The 16,160-nt window shown below is 43.7% G+C and carries 16 protein-coding genes and 1 riboswitch; of the genes, 10 read left to right on the top strand and 6 right to left on the bottom strand.

The features are described from left to right. Positions 1-130 precede the first annotated feature (130 nt). The gene (locus QSH61_RS16455) at positions 131-379 is read left to right on the top strand and encodes a type II toxin-antitoxin system Phd/YefM family antitoxin (RefSeq protein WP_010607130.1); all 249 of its coding nucleotides are present in this window, start codon (positions 131-133) and stop codon (positions 377-379) included. Beyond that, positions 369-662: a type II toxin-antitoxin system RelE family toxin gene (locus QSH61_RS16450; RefSeq protein ID WP_174170588.1), complete on the top strand. Its 294-nt coding sequence runs from the start codon at positions 369-371 to the stop codon at positions 660-662. The genes QSH61_RS16455 and QSH61_RS16450 overlap by 11 nt, the downstream gene beginning before the upstream one ends. A 228-nt stretch (positions 663-890) precedes the next feature. Here the strand turns inward: QSH61_RS16450 and QSH61_RS16445 are convergent, their stop codons facing one another. Together QSH61_RS16445 and QSH61_RS16440 are read right to left on the bottom strand one after the other, a co-directional pair. Continuing rightward, positions 891-1,793: a ketopantoate reductase family protein gene (locus QSH61_RS16445; RefSeq protein ID WP_174170589.1), complete on the bottom strand. Its 903-nt coding sequence runs from the start codon at positions 1,791-1,793 to the stop codon at positions 891-893. Continuing rightward, positions 1,786-2,136, bottom strand: a complete 351-nt coding sequence (locus QSH61_RS16440; protein WP_174170590.1) for a VanZ family protein — start codon at positions 2,134-2,136, stop codon at positions 1,786-1,788. The genes QSH61_RS16445 and QSH61_RS16440 overlap by 8 nt, the downstream gene beginning before the upstream one ends. Before the next feature lie 152 nt (positions 2,137-2,288). Here QSH61_RS16440 and QSH61_RS16435 point away from each other — a divergent pair, with 152 nt between their 5' ends. The 3 genes from QSH61_RS16435 (at position 2,289) to QSH61_RS16425 (ending at position 6,142) form a co-directional block, all read left to right on the top strand. Beyond that, a complete protein-coding gene (locus tag QSH61_RS16435) occupies positions 2,289-2,771 on the top strand; it encodes a YajQ family cyclic di-GMP-binding protein (protein ID WP_174170591.1) in 483 nt (160 codons plus the stop codon). 86 nt (positions 2,772-2,857) lie between these two features. Further along, a riboswitch (cobalamin riboswitch) is annotated at positions 2,858-3,106 on the top strand. 35 nt (positions 3,107-3,141) lie between these two features. Continuing rightward, the gene (locus QSH61_RS16430) at positions 3,142-5,004 is read left to right on the top strand and encodes a TonB-dependent receptor domain-containing protein (RefSeq protein WP_102057583.1); all 1,863 of its coding nucleotides are present in this window, start codon (positions 3,142-3,144) and stop codon (positions 5,002-5,004) included. Between the two features lie 160 nt (positions 5,005-5,164). Then, positions 5,165-6,142 carry a hypothetical protein gene (locus QSH61_RS16425; RefSeq protein ID WP_010607135.1) on the top strand — a complete coding sequence of 326 codons (978 nt, stop codon included), beginning with the start codon at positions 5,165-5,167 and terminating at the stop codon, positions 6,140-6,142. Between the two features lie 41 nt (positions 6,143-6,183). Here QSH61_RS16425 and msrA read toward each other — a convergent pair whose 3' ends face one another. From msrA to QSH61_RS16410, 3 genes are read right to left on the bottom strand one after another with little or no spacing between them, the layout of a single operon-like run. Further along, on the bottom strand, positions 6,184-6,717 hold the full coding sequence (msrA, locus tag QSH61_RS16420; protein WP_211200952.1) for a peptide-methionine (S)-S-oxide reductase MsrA: 534 nt from the start codon (positions 6,715-6,717) through the stop codon (positions 6,184-6,186). Continuing rightward, complete coding sequence (locus QSH61_RS16415) at positions 6,717-9,815, bottom strand: efflux RND transporter permease subunit (RefSeq protein ID WP_206473044.1); 3,099 nt, start codon at positions 9,813-9,815, stop codon at positions 6,717-6,719. Before QSH61_RS16415 ends, msrA begins: the two co-directional genes overlap by 1 nt. Positions 9,816-9,821: 6 nt before the next feature. Then, positions 9,822-10,874 carry an efflux RND transporter periplasmic adaptor subunit gene (locus tag QSH61_RS16410; RefSeq protein ID WP_010607138.1) on the bottom strand — a complete coding sequence of 351 codons (1,053 nt, stop codon included), beginning with the start codon at positions 10,872-10,874 and terminating at the stop codon, positions 9,822-9,824. Positions 10,875-11,102: 228 nt separating this feature from the next. Between QSH61_RS16410 and QSH61_RS16405 the strand changes: the two genes are divergently transcribed. From QSH61_RS16405 to QSH61_RS16385, 5 genes are all read left to right on the top strand, one after another. Beyond that, complete coding sequence (locus QSH61_RS16405; protein ID WP_017218431.1) at positions 11,103-11,807, top strand: DUF2982 domain-containing protein; 705 nt, start codon at positions 11,103-11,105, stop codon at positions 11,805-11,807. Between the two features lie 22 nt (positions 11,808-11,829). Then, positions 11,830-12,162: a hypothetical protein gene (locus tag QSH61_RS16400; RefSeq protein ID WP_102057579.1), complete on the top strand. Its 333-nt coding sequence runs from the start codon at positions 11,830-11,832 to the stop codon at positions 12,160-12,162. Positions 12,163-12,177: 15 nt separating this feature from the next. Then, entirely contained in the window at positions 12,178-13,863 is a 1,686-nt protein-coding gene (locus QSH61_RS16395; RefSeq protein ID WP_102057578.1) for an Lcl C-terminal domain-containing protein, read from the top strand. 10 nt (positions 13,864-13,873) lie between these two features. Then, entirely contained in the window at positions 13,874-14,377 is a 504-nt protein-coding gene (locus tag QSH61_RS16390; protein ID WP_010607142.1) for an Lcl C-terminal domain-containing protein, read from the top strand. Between the two features lie 178 nt (positions 14,378-14,555). After that, positions 14,556-15,326, top strand: coding sequence for a YggN family protein (locus QSH61_RS16385; RefSeq protein WP_174170592.1), 771 nt, complete (start codon positions 14,556-14,558; stop codon positions 15,324-15,326). Here QSH61_RS16385 and QSH61_RS16380 read toward each other — a convergent pair. Further along, the gene (locus QSH61_RS16380; protein ID WP_206473046.1) at positions 15,321-16,154 is read right to left on the bottom strand and encodes an amidohydrolase family protein; all 834 of its coding nucleotides are present in this window, start codon (positions 16,152-16,154) and stop codon (positions 15,321-15,323) included. The genes QSH61_RS16385 and QSH61_RS16380 overlap by 6 nt on opposite strands. Between the last annotated feature and the right edge of the window lie 6 nt (positions 16,155-16,160).

Genomic DNA, 16,160 nt, shown 5'->3' with positions numbered 1-16,160 from the left:
TTAACAAGCGTTGGGTGAGACTTTAGGATTTACCCAACGTACGTCTTGTGGGGAGGCAAGAGGGCGCTTGTTATTGCTTATTTATACGACTAATATAGTCGATATAAAGACCAGTTAAGAGACTGATTTTATGACCACTAGAATATTAGCAGATGTTGCTGCGAGCATTACTGAACTAAAAGCAAACCCTATGAAAGTTGCAACAAGTGCTGACGGAGAACCTGTCGCTGTGCTTAATCGAAATGAACCTGCTTTTTATTGTGTGCCTGCAGAAGCATACGAGATAATGATGGACAGGCTCGAGGATCTTGAGCTACTCGCTATTGCTAAAGAGCGTGAATCTGAAGAAAGTATCTCAATAAATATTAATGATTTATAAACTCGGTTTTAAAAAGAGTGCACTCAAAGAATGGAGTAAACTAGGCTCTACCCTGCAATCGCAGTTCAAGAAAAAGTTAATTGAACGCCTCAAGGATCCCCATGTGCCAGCGTCGAAGCTATCTGGTGCTGACAACATGTACAAAATAAAACTACGCCAATCAGGTTACCGCCTAGTCTACAAAGTTGAAGACGACATTATCGTTGTAACTATGCTAGCAGTGGGAAAGCGTGAACGTAGTGATGTTTATCATAAGGCTATGAAGCGAATAAAAGATGATTGAGTTTCTAAAGGAATCGCTGTGTAATACCAATTGAATTAATTCTTCAATCAATTTGAAGGGTGAAATATCATATTAGCTTCGTTAAAAATTTCTCATTTAGAACAACTAAATAGCAAAATTTTTGCCTTGCTACTAAAGCTATTTCCCCGCTTCAAAATAGCTCATTTACTTAATGCAATTGGTATAAATAGTTTTGTGGGAGGCGGTTTACCCGCCGAGAAGTTAAGTCTATTGTCGCGCTAGCTGCCAGCGCTTATTCACTTCCTCAAGTAACTGTTGATTAAACGGCACATCGATATTTTGCTTCGCTGCTAGCTCACAAATATACCCGCACATGGCGTCAATTTCTGTGCGTCTGTTATTCGCGATATCCTGATTCATTGAAGAGCGATTGTTTGCAGTTTGCGCCATTACGGTGTAAGCAAGCGTGACTAGCTCGCTAAGCGCTAAGTTCACGCCTGTACTTGTGGCCACAAGTTGTACTTCATTCATTAAATTAAGGATTTGGGCCGCGTATTTGGGCTGTCTTAGCTGACCATTTGCGACTTGTTCCAATGCACTTAACGGGTTAATGGCAATATTAACCGCCAGCTTTTTCCAAAGTGTTGGCATGATGTCAAACGTGGTTTGAGCATTGTCAAATGTGCTAAACAGTTGCGAGAATACGCGCTGGTAGTGGCATTCAGCTGGTAAATTTAACGGCCCAAACCAAGTTGCACCTTGTCCTGTATGATGCACAGTGTCTGCGACTTTATAGCCTGCGATGGATGTGCTTAAGAAGTAGGCTGATTGTGTTTTATCAAGCGCTGCTAACTCACCAGACCAATCTACCATGCCATTATGACTAAGGATTAGCGTTGCATTTTTTGAAAGTGTAGGGCGAAGCGCTCGGAGTGCTTCGATGACCTGATATGCTTTAACGGGAATGATTAGCGTATCTATACTGCTGGCAGGGAGTTCTGCAAGTGTTTTGGTGCTGCATGGGATGGTTTGTTGAATACTTGCTGTTTGATAGCGATAAGTCGCCGCGCGTTTATTTCGAGTGATCAGCGTAATTTGATGAGATTGACTAAGGTGCTGGGCGAGCAGTAATCCTATCGCCCCTTCACCTAAAATATGTATATTAGCCATGTTTTCTGTTGCGCCAACTTGCCCAAATATAAAATAGAACAAAATAACTGACCGCACCGGCTAAATCAGCGAAAAAATCAGCGGTAGATGCTTGGCGATACGGTAATGAATGTTGCATCCACTCAATTCCTGCACCATACAAGGACAGCAGTACTATGTGTGTCCATACTTTCACTTTAAAAGCATGGTGAGAGATAAACGCAAGCACAAAAAATACACCAAAATGCGCCACTTTATCGATATTTGGGAACAGCTTTGGAGACAAGCTAATTTCCTTTGCGAATAGCACCGTACATATAATTAAAGAGATAATCAAAAGAGCTTTATAAACGCGCCGTGTCACAATACATCCTACTTCTGTATGACTAAGCGAGCAGTATACCATCGAAAACTGTCCATTGGGTGAACATCCTAATACGCTGTTTAAAAACTTAAAGTAACTCAAATTAAGCATAAACTGCTATAATCGAGCCAAAATGACTTTAGGAGAGAAGCATGCCTTCATTTGATATTGTATCTGAAATTGATATGACAGAAGCAAAAAATACTGTAGACAACGCGGTTCGCGAGCTTGATACGCGGTTTGATTTTCGTGGCGTAGATGCATCAATCGAGCTTAACGGTGAAATGATCAACCTTAAAGCGGAAGCAGAACAGCAAGTTATGCAGTTGTTCGATATGTTAGTGGGTAAAGCGGCAAAGCGTGGCCTTGATGTGGCAAGCTTTGAGCTAAAAGACATTGAACGTTCAGGCAAATACGTATCGCGCAAGGTGGCGTTAAAACAAGGCATCGACAAAGAGATGGCGAAAAAACTGGTTAAGCTTATTAAAGACTCAAAAGTTAAAGTTCAAGCATCAATTCAAGGCGATACGGTGCGTGTAACGGGTAAAAAGCGTGACGATTTGCAAGAAACGATGCAATTGATTCGTACCGGTGAGCTTGGCCAACCATTTCAATTCAAAAACTTCCGCGACTAATTACGCTTTACTCCATTCCAAAAGTGCATAGATTGCACTTTTGGATTTCTAGACGTCCATTGACAATCATTCCGAAACCCAAGACAATAGCCTCGCATTTTCAAGGTGCTGTACACAACCTAGTGTGGTTGCTAAGTGTATAGATAATCGGGAAACTGGTGCGAACACAAGGGAACATCTAATTGCGTGAATCAATAATAAATTGAGTAAGACAGTTTATTACACGTGATTAGCTTGGATCGGTTCTATGCCAGCGCTGCCCCCGCAACGGTAGAGTGAACTGCTAATCTGCAGATTTACTGAGCCCGGAGACCGGCCTTGAAACAGTCACTTTGTGTTCTTGTACGGTGGGTACAAGTTAGGGGAAACCATGTTAAATAAAACTGCTCTAAGCGCGGCGATAGCGACGGCGCTCTCTTTTTCAGCATTTGCGGATCAAAATGTTGAACATATCACTGTTACTGCCAATAAATTTGAACAATCTCTAGAAAGCGCACTGTCTGCCATTACGGTTATAGGTCGCGCTGAAATTGAAAAAAGCAATGTTCAAGATGTCGTATCGCTACTCGATAATGTCGCTGGTATTCAAGCTGTTAGAAACGGTGGCTTTGGCCAAAGCGTGAGTTTATTCCTACGCGGTAATGACGCTAAGCATACGCTAGTGTTAATCGATGGGGTTCGAGTGACGGATGCAAACTCCGGTGACAATTCGCTCACTAATTTACCACTTAATAGCATCGAAAGAATTGAGATCATTCGTGGTGCCAAAGCTGCGATTTATGGTTCAGATGCCATTGCTGGCGTGATTAACATTATTAGTCGCGAAGGGAATAACAATACTATCGCGTTTACGACTGGGAGTAACAATTACTCCAAGACCGAAGCGACGGTAAATTACAAAAAAGACAAGTTTAGTATTGCAGCTAATGCGGGTTACACTCATACCGATGGCTATGATGTGATTGAGAAAGACCCTGAAGCTGCAATCACAAAAAACCATGACCGTGATGGATATTATAACGGTAATGCCGGTTTAAATGTGCAGTATGGTGATGAAGAAAGTGGCATTTTTAGCTTACGTTCACAGTACAGTGAAGGTGAGGGGGAGTATGACTCTTTTGGTAGTGATGCTTACCGTTTCCATAACTACACCAATAAGTTGGCGTGGAAAAGACGTACTGATAAGTTTAGCCAAAGTGCGTCATACAGCTTAGGTAAGGAACAAAATGTTCAAATCGGTAATAGTGCTGACGATAACGCTTATGTCACCAAACGCAGCCAATTTGAATATCAGTCGCAATATAGTTTAACTGAAGCTTTGATCTTCACGGGTAACTTTACCTTTCTAAATGAAGATGTTGGTGATTCTACCGCCTCTTTTTCAGAGCCTGAGCGTGATAATTTATCTTTAGCACTCGGTGGGTTTTACAACGATGAAAATTGGCTGGCAGAGGTTGTACTGAGAACGGATGATTATGATTTTCATGGTCGTGCAAACACCTACACGGTTGCTGTCGGCAAGCAACTCATGGATGGCCTAAGTGTTAAGTTGAATCATGGTACTGCCTTTAGAGCACCTTCTTTATCACAGGCGTTTGTGATTGATAGTCCTTACTATTTACCTAACCCAAATATTAAGCCAGAAGAAGCTACTAATAACGAAATTATTGTTACATGGAGCGGCGAGAACTTCCGTGTGGAAGCTGCGGTATACGATAACCGTATTACCGATAAAATCGTTTATCAGCAAAATGATAAATGGAAATACATCCCTTACAATGTTCAGCGCGCTGACTTTGAAGGTGCTGATCTTTCTGTTGAAATTGAAGACAACTTTGGTATCGAGCATACGGTAAATGTGAGCTATGTGAGTGCTAAAGACGCAGATACCGATAAGCAATTACAGCGCAGAGCGAGACGCACCTTAACTTATTCAGTCAGTAAAGAGTGGGAAAATGTCGACGCAACACTGACCTTAGTCCATAGAGGTAATCGCGACGATAAAGTATGGGGAGCTGAAGGTGCATATACAGTGACTTTACCGTCATATACGCTGTTTAACTTAGCTGCTAACTATACGTTTTTCGACGGATTCAAGTTAAATGGCCGTATTGAAAACTTAACCGATAAGCGTTATTTCAATGCCACAGCGGGCGAAGCAAAAGATGGCTCTTTACTGGGCTATAAGCCACTAGGTAGACAAGCCTACGTTGGTGTGAGCTACAGCTTCTAATACGTTAAAAGCTTTTCAATACCCAGAGTGATCCATCGTGAGTAATGGATCACTTTTCTTATTTATCATTTAGTTGCATTACATTTGTAACTGGTGTTCTGCCTTATGTGTGGTTGATAATAGATTTGATTTGTATTATTACTACCTTAAGGAAAAGAACATGAAGTCACTATTATTTGGGTTACTCACGCTTGGGATTGTCACATCAGCGCAAGCTTCGCTACCTGAAAACCAGCTTGAACCTCAATTTTCAACACAATCAATGGCGGGCGATTTCGCTTGGTTTAACGCGCCATCGCAAACCTGTAGTCGGATCCGCAGCATGATGTACTATCGTCACCCCGGCAACGATCACCTAACGCCTATATCTGTGCCTGTGATTTATACCGGTGGCGAGTGTTGGTCTACTGGCAGGACAACATCTAGCCAAGGTCCAAAGGAAATGTATACGCAGGTTTCAGATATTATTCATCAGCAATTTTCGAATGTGGAACATAACTACAAAGAGTTGACGACCGATATCGTCAACAATATTGCCGCACAATCTAGTTCAAATAAAGTGAGCCACACGACTAGCCTCTACGGCACTATGCATATGAAAATCGCAGGTAGAGTTGATGCGCAAAATAAAGTACCTGTGTTGATCGATGGTTTCGATTTGAAGTCTTACGCTAAGTTCCGTAAGAAGCAGCTTGGGATGAATATTTATATCCATGTCTATATTAACAACGAAAATGTCACCATCAAAGGTAAGTATGATGTACGTACCCAGCAGCTTGAGTTAGATCCTTTAATTTCTAGCTTTAAGCCTGTGGTGACGACAAAAGTAGAGCTGCCGTGGATCCTCGATTTGATAGATACCTTGACTCCGGGGATTTTTGACAAGCTTTATACTGAATTTAGCCGTATTGTGATTGATGTGTTTGAATTCTTAGGTGTGGATATGAGCGAAGATATTCCGCAGGTCATTAAACACAATGCCCAGTTAATCAATTCAGGTGTTGTTCCGCTTAAAGGCTTAGATACCTTAAGACCTGGTGATACTGCGAATTTAGAAATGGAAGTAACGCGTGGGCATTTGCGGATTAAAGATGGCCGCACTAGTTTTTATGTATTTGCTATACCTATGTTGCCGTAAGGCGTAAGCCGAACGCAATCTATTGCGTTCGGCACACAAGTTTAGTGCTTTAAATTTGCCGCAAAATAGCTTTCAAATTTTGCAATTTTAGGGGCAATCATCACACTGCAATAGCCTTGGTTTGGGTTTTCAGTGTAATAATCTTGGTGATAGTGCTCAGCAGGATAAAATTCAGGCGCTGGGCTAACTTCAGTCACTATTTTTTCACTTAACTGGCTTTGAAGCTGCGCAATACAATCTTGAGTTTGCTGCTGTTGCTGCTGGTCATGATAAAACACCACACTACGGTACTGAGTACCAATGTCGTTGCCTTGGCGGTTCAACTGCGTTGGATCATGCAGAGTAAAAAACATATTAAGCAAAGTATCAAAGCTGACAATATCGGCATCAAATTGCAGTTGGACTACCTCAGCATGGCCACTGTCTCCCCGACATATCATTTGATAGGTGGGATTATCTGTGTGGCCACCTGCGTAACCTGATTGCACTGACTCAACGCCATTGACGCGGCGAAATGCCGCATCAATACACCAAAAACAACCACCACCAAAAGTTGCTGTTTGTAAAGTTGCCATTATACCTCCTGCTCAGGATGTTGTTGCGACTGCTCCTCAAGACGTTTTGTCGTCTCTTCTGGAGATTGCGTCTTCTTAGCTAGTAAAGTATAGGCGGTTGGGATAACAAACAAGGTTAAAATGGTGGCAACACTGACACCGGCAAAAATCACGACACCGATCACCATGCGGCTTTCGAATCCTGGGCCTGTTGCAAACACAAGCGGGATGGAGCTCATCACGGTTGTTAGCGAGGTCATGATAATAGGTCTTAATCGCTGCGCTGCAGCATCGACAATGGCTTGTTCGAAGGCAATGCCTTTGTCACGCAATTGGTTAGCAAATTCCACGATTAAGATACCGTTTTTGGCGCTAAGGCCAATCAACATGACAATACCAATTTGGCTATAAATATTTAGCGTGCTGTCGGTGATAAATAATCCATACATCGCACCGACTAAGCCCAGCGGTACGGTGAGCATGATAACCAGTGGATGGACAAAGCTTTCAAACTGTGCGGCTAATACCAAGAAAGTAACGGTGAGCGCCAGAATAAACACATAGGTCATTGCTGATGCACCTTCATAAAACAGCTGTGATTCGCCTTTGTAGTCGATGGCGCCGTCGATATCATTCTCTTCGGCGGCAACTTTATTTAAAAAGTCGAGGGCTTGCTCCAGTGTATAGTCGCCAGCGAGGTTTGCCGTGATAGTGATTGCGCGCATACGGTTGTAGCGGTTTAATCGAGAAGCTGTGGCTTCTTCTTTTATGGTGATCAAACTGTCTAATGGCACGAGCTCATCGCTACGAGATTTCACATAAATATCAGAAATATTATCTGGGGCAGAGAAGTCGGCTTTGGTGCCTTTTAAGATCACATCGTATTCTTCACCGCGGTCAATAAAGGTGGTAACACGACGTTGTCCCAGCATGGTTTCTAGCGTTTGGCCTATAGCACTTACCGACACGCCTAAGTCTGCAGCTTTGGTTTTATCAATGCTTATCAAAAACTGTGGGAAGGTTTCTTTGTAATCGTGATCGAGACGAACCAGTCCTTTATTTTCTCGTGCGCGTTCTAGAATGCGATCGCGCCATGCAGCTAACTCATCGTAGTCGTTACCTTGCAGTACAAACTCAATAGGGCGTGAGTTACCGCCGCCGCCAATACCACGGCGCATAATAGCGAAGGCGCGAATATCTGTAACATCTTGCATTTTACCGCTGATCTCATCCATGACTTCCCAAGTAGAGCGTTTTCGCTCATCCCAGTCTGGCATGCCGATAATAGCAACACCGCCTTGACCACCCCAACCAGGCACCCGAATAAGCACGCGGCTAAGTTCCTTTGAGTCTACATAAGGTAGTAGGCGCTCTTCAATTTTTGCCATATTTTGCGAGTTGTTTTCGTAGCTTGCCCCTTCTGGGCCATTCATCATAACGAAGAAAGTACCGCGGTCTTCTTTTGGTGTCAGTTCAGACGGGATCTGTTTAAACAGGCTGTAGCTGGTAAAACCCGCCAGTGCCAACATCACGATCAGGCTGTATTTGCGCGATAAGTTGTCTTGTAAAACACGGCGATATCCTTGTTCTAGTCGTCCAAATTGACGGTCCATCCACTGACTAAAGCGGTTTTCTTTATTGCTGGGCTTTAATACTTTGGAGCAAAGGGCAGGAGATAAGGTCAACGCGGTAATACTGGAAAACAGCACCGCAGCACTTACTGCAAAGGCAAATTCGGTAAATAGGGCACCAATACGACCATCCATAAAGACTAAGGGAATAAACACGGCAACCAAAACCAGCGTTGTGGCAATGATGGCAAAGCCTACTTCTCGCGCGCCACGGTATGCCGCCAGTAACTTGGGTTCGCCAAGCTCGATGCGGCGGTAGATATTTTCTAGCATTACAATGGCGTCATCGACCACAAGGCCGATGGCAAGCACAAGTGCAAGCAGCGTCAGCAAGTTGATAGAATACCCCATGGCCAGTAAGAACATAAAGGTTGCAACTAAGGCTACCGGCACGGTAACAGCAGGGATCAGCGTAGCGCGGATATTGCCAAGGAAGATGTAGATAACGAGTACCACCAACGCCATGGCAATCGCAAGTGTGCTGTATACTTCAGCAATGGACTCACGGATAAAAATAGAAGAATCGTAGCTGTCTTCTATGGTGGTGCCTTGAGGCAGGTTGCGCTTTATTTTTTCAAGCTCTTTACGAGCGTTGTCGACCACTTCTAGCGTATTGGCTTTGGCTTGCTTAACAACACCAAGGCCAATCATATTTTTACCATTACCACGGAAGGTACTTTCGTCGTCAGCGGCTTCAAGTACCACCTGCGCGACTTCACCAAGTCGCACCAAATAGCCTTGTTCACCGCGCTTAATTACTAGGTTGTCAAAGTCTTCTTGAGTCTTATAGCTTCTGGCAATACGAACAGAAAAATCACGGTCAACGGATTCAATTTCGCCAGCGGGTAATTCTACGTTTTCTCTGCGTAGCACTTGTTCAATATCACTGCTTGTGACTCCACGAGCGGCCATCGCCTTTCGGTCTAGCCAAATCTTCATGGCGTATTGACGTTCACCGCCAATACGTACATTCGATACGCCATCAACAACCGCCAGACGGTCAACGATAAAGCGCTGGGCGTAGTCTGAAAGCTGCAAGGTATCCATGGTTTCGCTGTTGAGTACAAACCAAGCGATAGGGCTTTCGTCGCTGTTTGATTTCGATACTTCAGGCGGCCTAACTTGCTCTGGCAACCTATCCAGCGCTCGAGAAACGCGCTCACGCACATCATTTGCAGCAGCGTCGATGTCGCGATCGATATTAAATTCGATAGTGATATTGGAACTACCATTGCGGCTACTGGAATTTATGCTTTTGATCCCTTCGATCCCCGAAATCCGGTTTTCTAATACTTGGGTGATCTTGGTTTCTACTACTTCCGCTGATGCGCCTGTGTAGTTAGTGCTTACACTGACTATTGGGGTTTCAATATCAGGATATTCGCGCAGCGGTAGCATAGTAAATGCCACTAAGCCAAAGGTCAGCAGCAGTAAGTTAATAACGATCGCGAAGATCGGGCGCTTTACCGCCGTATCAGTGATTCTCACGTCGCCTTACCCCTTTATTTCAACTTTTGAGCCTGAGCGGATCTTCAGGGTGCCTTCCGTGATCACCTGTTGTCCCTCTGTAAGCCCCTCATCGATAGCTACCCAGCCGCTAAAGCGAGTTTGCAGGTGCACTTCACGTTGTTGCGCTTTACCTTGGTCGTCAATGACAAATACAAAATGCTTATCTTGTCTTGGTATGATGCTTTTTTCTGGCACCACAAGGGCTTGTAATCGAGCCAGTTCCAATCCCATGTGTAGTAGCATACCTGGGCGGAGTTTATGGTCTAGATTGGTGAAACTTGCTGTCACTCGTACCGAGCGCGTTTGTTCATTAATACGCGGGTCAATATGGGAGACCTTACCGGTAAATAGTTGCTCTGGGTAAGCTTCACTTTGTGCATTCACTTGCATACCAAGCTGTAGTTGCGCTAGGTATTTTTCTGGTACCTGAAAATCCACTTTGATGATGCTAATGTCATCGAGTGTGGTGATCACAGTATTGTTGTTTACGAAGCTACCGATAGAGATATTTCGAGTACCCAATAATCCATCGAATGGCGCATAAATGGTCATCTCGGCGAGTTTTGTTTTGGTGGCTTCCAATTGTGCCGTTAAGGTGTCAACCTTTGCTGATTGTGCTTCTAATTGAGAGCGAGCCGCCGATTGGGTTTTTGCGAGGTCTTTAAGGCGGTTTAGTTGTCTAATTTCTTCCTTTAGCGTCACTTTCAGCGCTTCGATATCGAGCTTCTCTTCGGCATCACGCAACTGGACTAGCTTGTCACCTTTTTTTACTACGTCTCCGTCATCGAAAAAGAGGGCTGCCACATAGTCGCTTTGGGCGCTACTCACGTTGATTGCTTGATTTGCTCTGGCGGAACCAATAGAGTGAACAGCAATAATACGCTCCTCTTTAGTTACGGTATGAGCTTGAACGGAGGTTACGGGTGCTGAGTTGCCACTCATTTTGCCTTCCGAGGCTGGTAAATATAAATAGCCGCTGATGACGACTAGCACTACAATGATAAAAGGAAACAGTGCTTTTCCTGATTGATGACGCATAAAAGTGACCCAGATTATAATTTGTCTCTAGTTTACAAAATTAAAGGCTAACAAAGTCGACGGCATATCCTGTAAATTTGTGCATTAAACGAAAATGTAATTCAATTTAAGTGTTTGTACCTAAATTAAATATTATGAAACGCAGTCATTCATGTAAACGATGCATCACAATACGTAAATTAGTCGCATGGGCGATCATCATGTATATCTTTTATGCTTGGTATACCCATGCTTGAAGCAAAACTACGTGCAACCGCTGACCGCAATGGCGTTGAATTTATGCTGGTTGGTGCAATTGGTTTGGTTGTTATCATGCTTTTTGTCAACTTGCGTGGTACAGCTATTACTATTGTAGAAATATTTCTTGCCAGTGCCATGTTAGTGGCTATTTTTGTTGGCTTTCTTAAAAGTCAGCAACCATATTTTAGTTTATACTTTACAGAACAAGAGTTTAGGTATGTGCATAAATATGGAGCTTGGCCGCTATCCATTGTAAACTTCCACTCCAGCGGCATTCCCAAAGTTCAACAAGGTGTTGAAACACTTGAGTTAAATGCAGTTGGTATTAAACTTAATGATATTGATGCGTTTTTATTAAATTTAACACCTCGACTTGCGGGTAAATTATTGATCGAGCAGCGGCATATTTTTTTACAAGCTGTTAAAATGCATTGCGAAAATGGCAACTGCCCATCTGAATGGTTGATAGAAGAAACCGTTTTTCGCTCCAAGGCGGGAAAAGAATATACTGGTTTAATGGCAATGTTTGCAAACCGGATGGATAATTTAAAGACAGTGACGGGATATGATTTATTGATCCCCGCGACTGCCTTAGACAGGGATATTTGGCAATTTTCAGTCATGTTAAACCGCTGGAAACTTAACCCTAAAGAGGTGGTAAAAGCATTGTTAGAAGAACAAACCACCTACTGAAGATGTAACAGGATACACCAATATGAGCTTAGAAACGGCCTATATTAAAAGTGGGCGTAATACCATTATTCACAAAGAGAAGAAGTTAGATCTTGTGATTGTAAATGGTGAAGCACACCCAAAAATCAAGGTGACTGCAAACGGCTTGGTGCCTTTTAAGGAAGAGCTGCCGAGAAATCGAAGAGAGGCTAAAGAGCGTTATTTAGAAGTCGTCCACGTTTCGAGTATTGATGTGTTTGGTGAAGTGAAGCGGTTGTTGTTTATTCAGGCTTTAGATGGTCGAGAATACAAAGTAGATTATAGTAAAGTTGGCACTAAGTTGTTTGTGCGGATACATCAAGAAAGTTATCTATAATTCAAAAGGAATAATATGAATGCATTCAAGGGAAGTTGGGTTGTACTTGCACTAATATTAACGGGTTGTGGTGGAGGCTCTGGGAGTGATGAACCGAGTCAAGTCAGTGCGTCGGTTAATGCGGGTGCTGATATCCAAGTGACCGAAAAAACAGAAGTCACCTTGAATGCTCAAGCATCACCTGCTGGCGGCACCTTTAACTGGCAGGTTATCTCTGGTGCAAACGTCAGTGAATTTCCAATTACGGAGCAACAAGCCGCTTTTGTTGCACCGGATATCAAAGCCGATGTCAATTTACTTATTCAGGTTGACTATGTTGCGCCTGATGGCAGTCTTGCAAGCGACCAAGTGACGGTTGCTATCAAATCTAACAACCAATTACCTATACCAAGTATCAGCCAAACTGCACCGGAAACACTACCAGCCAAATATAAAGATACTATTGTCCTCAGTGGCGCAGGCTCCTCCGATCCAGACGAAAATGGCCAAGTGGTTGCTTATCAATGGCAACAAGTGAGTGGTCCCACAACAATACAGCCAATTGGTTTGAATACAGCTACTTTATCTTTTGTCCACCCATTATTGGCTACCTCTCAGGCGTCAATCTGGCAGTTGACGGTTACCGATGATGAAGGCGGACAAGCCAGTACCCAGTTTACCCTCGGGCTACTTGAGAATTCGGATGTAGTAGTGGCGGATGCTGGGAGCGACCAGCAAGTGCAAGAGTTTGATGAGGTCACGCTTGATGGTTCAAACAGTGATACGGTATCTGGTCAGAAACAGTGTGTATGGCGGCAAGTGACGTCTGGCACTCAGGTAGCATTAAGTTCTGTTACCGGGTGTTCAACAACTTTTAACGCACCAGATCAAAATATTTTGTCGCAAGTGGAATTTGAGCTGACCGTTACTGACTCACAAAACCGTTCAGCTACCGACACCGTGCGCATTGATATAGAGAAAAAGCCATTAGGTAAACTAAACGACAGTGGCCAAACCGCGTGTTTTAACAATACGGATGTGATCACCTGTAGTATGACGCAGTTTACGGCTCAAGATGCACAGCGTGGGCGTGATAATTTTGCCACTCAGGTGGCGAAAGAAGGCAGTGGTCGAGCAGGTTTTGACTTTACCAAACTAAATCGCTTTGCGGATGAACTGCCTGATGACGCTACCGACTTTGCTTGCGTTCGTGATAACGTCACGGGACTTATTTGGGAAGTAAAAGAAGCGAGTTCGGGTACATTACCAAACACTTCTTCTCGCAACGCACAAAATAGTTATACCTGGTATGTTGAGGTAGATGGAGCGATTGCCGAGGGGAGTGTGCAGGCCGCAGCAAATACAACCTGCCCGCAGGATAGTCACTGTGGTATTCAAGCTTTGATTGATGAAGTAAATAACCCTGCCGTTGGAGAGCAAAGTTACTGTGGTGGTAACAATTGGCGCTTACCAACTTATATGGAACTACTTGGACTACTAGATTACGGCAGTGCAGGTACTGCGGTGATAGATGAAGCGCTTTTCCCTAACTTACCTAGCACAACAACACTTGGTCATCGCTATTACTGGACCTTGCAGTCGAGTTTAGATGGTACCGGTGGCACGCTGAGAAGGGCTTATGTTATCGACATGGATACGGGCAATGATTTTGCAGTAGAAAAGTCTAGCAGCGCATTTGTTAGGTTGGTTAGGAATCCTTAGGGAGCGTGGTATGAAAATTATTACAACTATACTATTTACTCTGTCATTCACGGCTGTTTGCCAAGCGCAAACTTGCGTTGGTACTGGCTCCAATACCAGCCGTTATACGATAAATAGCAACGGTACAGTGCTGGATAGCCAAACGGGATTAATGTGGCAGCGCTGCAACTTTGGGCAAAGTTACAACGCGACTTCTCAAAGCTGTGAAGACAATGCTCAGCAACTTACTTGGCAGCAGGCATTGGTGGTTGCCAACGAAGACCAATTTGCAGGGTTTACAGACTGGCAAGTACCTAACGTTAAAGAGCTTGCCAGTATTGTGTATCACGAGTGTGTGACTCCAGCGATAAACATAACGGTATTTCCAACGACCAAAAGTAATAATTACTGGTCTGCGACGACCCAGACTAGTCAACCTCAGTTTGCTTGGGTGTATCAGTTTGCTGATGGTAAAAATAATCCAACTATTAAAACTGCGGATGCCTTTGTCAGGTTAGTGAGATACTATCAATAGCCCTTAGTTAGTGGTATTGCTACTGCCTTTAATGCTGACGGGTATGGATCTCTAATATTGCCAGTAAGACATAGCTTGTTACTTTCATCCGTCTAAAATGGCTTTGGGATTGTTTGATCTTTTGGTACTCTCCTGAAGCACCCCTTTCCCGTCTTACGTTCTGCACACAGGAGGCCATATGAATCGATTACTCAGCGCGATAGCCTTGTCTTGTGCCGTATTGGCGTCTTCCGTACATGCAAAAAATAAGTGCGATGTTGAACTTGGGCATGGTCTTATCATCACCGACAACGAAATTCGTATCGTTGATGATGGTCAGACTCGAATCCAAATCAACAATGATAGTCAGCTCTTTATTCTAGGTCGCTGGATTGAGTTAGATCCGGAAGGGGAGAGAGTTGTGCGCGAGTACTCTTTAGGAATACGGGATACCGTTCCTGAGCTGGTAAATCTGGCAACCGATGGCGTCAACCTCGGATTGAGTGCGATTGAGCAGGTGGTTGAGGGAATGTCCGACAAAGAGCCCGAAGTGCTCAAAACGCAGTTGCAATACGTTGAACGTGCGCTGATGGATAAGTTTAAGCGTGGAGATGATTTCTTTTTTATCGCACCACAGTCACTTTCTAAAATTGATGATTTTTTTACTAAAGAGATCAGCCAAAAAATTCACTCTGCTGTTCATGGTTCGTTGGGCTCTATTTTAGTCTCTTTGGGGGATGCATTTAAATCTCGCGAAGGGAATATCGAAGATCGCATTAACGATATGGGACAACGCATGGAGATTATTTCGAAAGAGATAGATAAATCGCTGCAGAAAAAAGCCCATCAATTAGAAGAAAAAGCAGAAGAATATTGCGAGTGCTTAAACACCTTAGATCAAACGGAAGAAAAACTACAGCGCATAGTACCTGAGCTAGTTGCTTACGATCTCGTCCAGATCCGCTCATAATCCATAGCAACTTTTGGCATTGTCTCGGCTGAGTTTATGCCAAGTTGACGATATGCCTATCACGTCTAAATAATCCTGCCATATTTGCCAATAGCTTTTTTGCATAAGAGAAACCGGATAATTCGAACCTAGCATTAGGCTCTCTTCTCCCGCATGTGTGATTAAGTGAGTAAGCCACTCAGAGAGTGGGAGTGGGTTTGCTAACATTTCGTGGCCAGAGCACTTGATCATGACATTATTAAGCGCTCCAATGCGCCTTAATATATCTGTACAAGGGCTGTTAGCGTCAATAAACCCTGCATGGTTAAATACGATTTTAAGGTCAGCTTTTTGTTCTGCAAGTTGTAATAAAAGGTCGACTTTTTCGCTTTGTTTAAATTCTAATTGCGCCTCAAAATGTAGTCCGTGCTCGGCAAGACTGGTGAGATTTTTGAGCACGAAAGGCGCGGATAAACGTTGGCTATCACTGCCTTCGGTGATGTCTCTTATCGCCACGAGATGAGGATGTGCTAACTGTGCTATGGCTGCACTAAATTGCTCAGGCGTTGCGTTAATAGGGGCGTAACCGACGGCTTTAAAAGGAAAGCTGCTTAGTTCCTGATTTAACCAATGTAATTCGTTGATGGGATTGTGATTATCAAAACCGGCTTCCACATGCACCAAGGCTTCGAGTGTAAACTGTGCATGTTGGGGAAGACTAGTAAGGGTATGATTCTGCCTTATTTTTTCCAGATTAGGCCAAGCGGGCGGGTTGTGTTTGAGCCAAGAATATTGTCCTAACGCTAAATCGAAAAAGTGTAGGTGGCTATCAATAACTCTCAGACTCATCACGCA

Source organism: Pseudoalteromonas sp. JC3 (genome assembly GCF_030291895.1).
GTDB lineage: Bacteria > Pseudomonadota > Gammaproteobacteria > Enterobacterales > Alteromonadaceae > Pseudoalteromonas.
The sequence above is the reverse complement of the archived record's forward strand: the minus strand, read 5'-3'. Positions and strand labels throughout refer to the sequence as shown.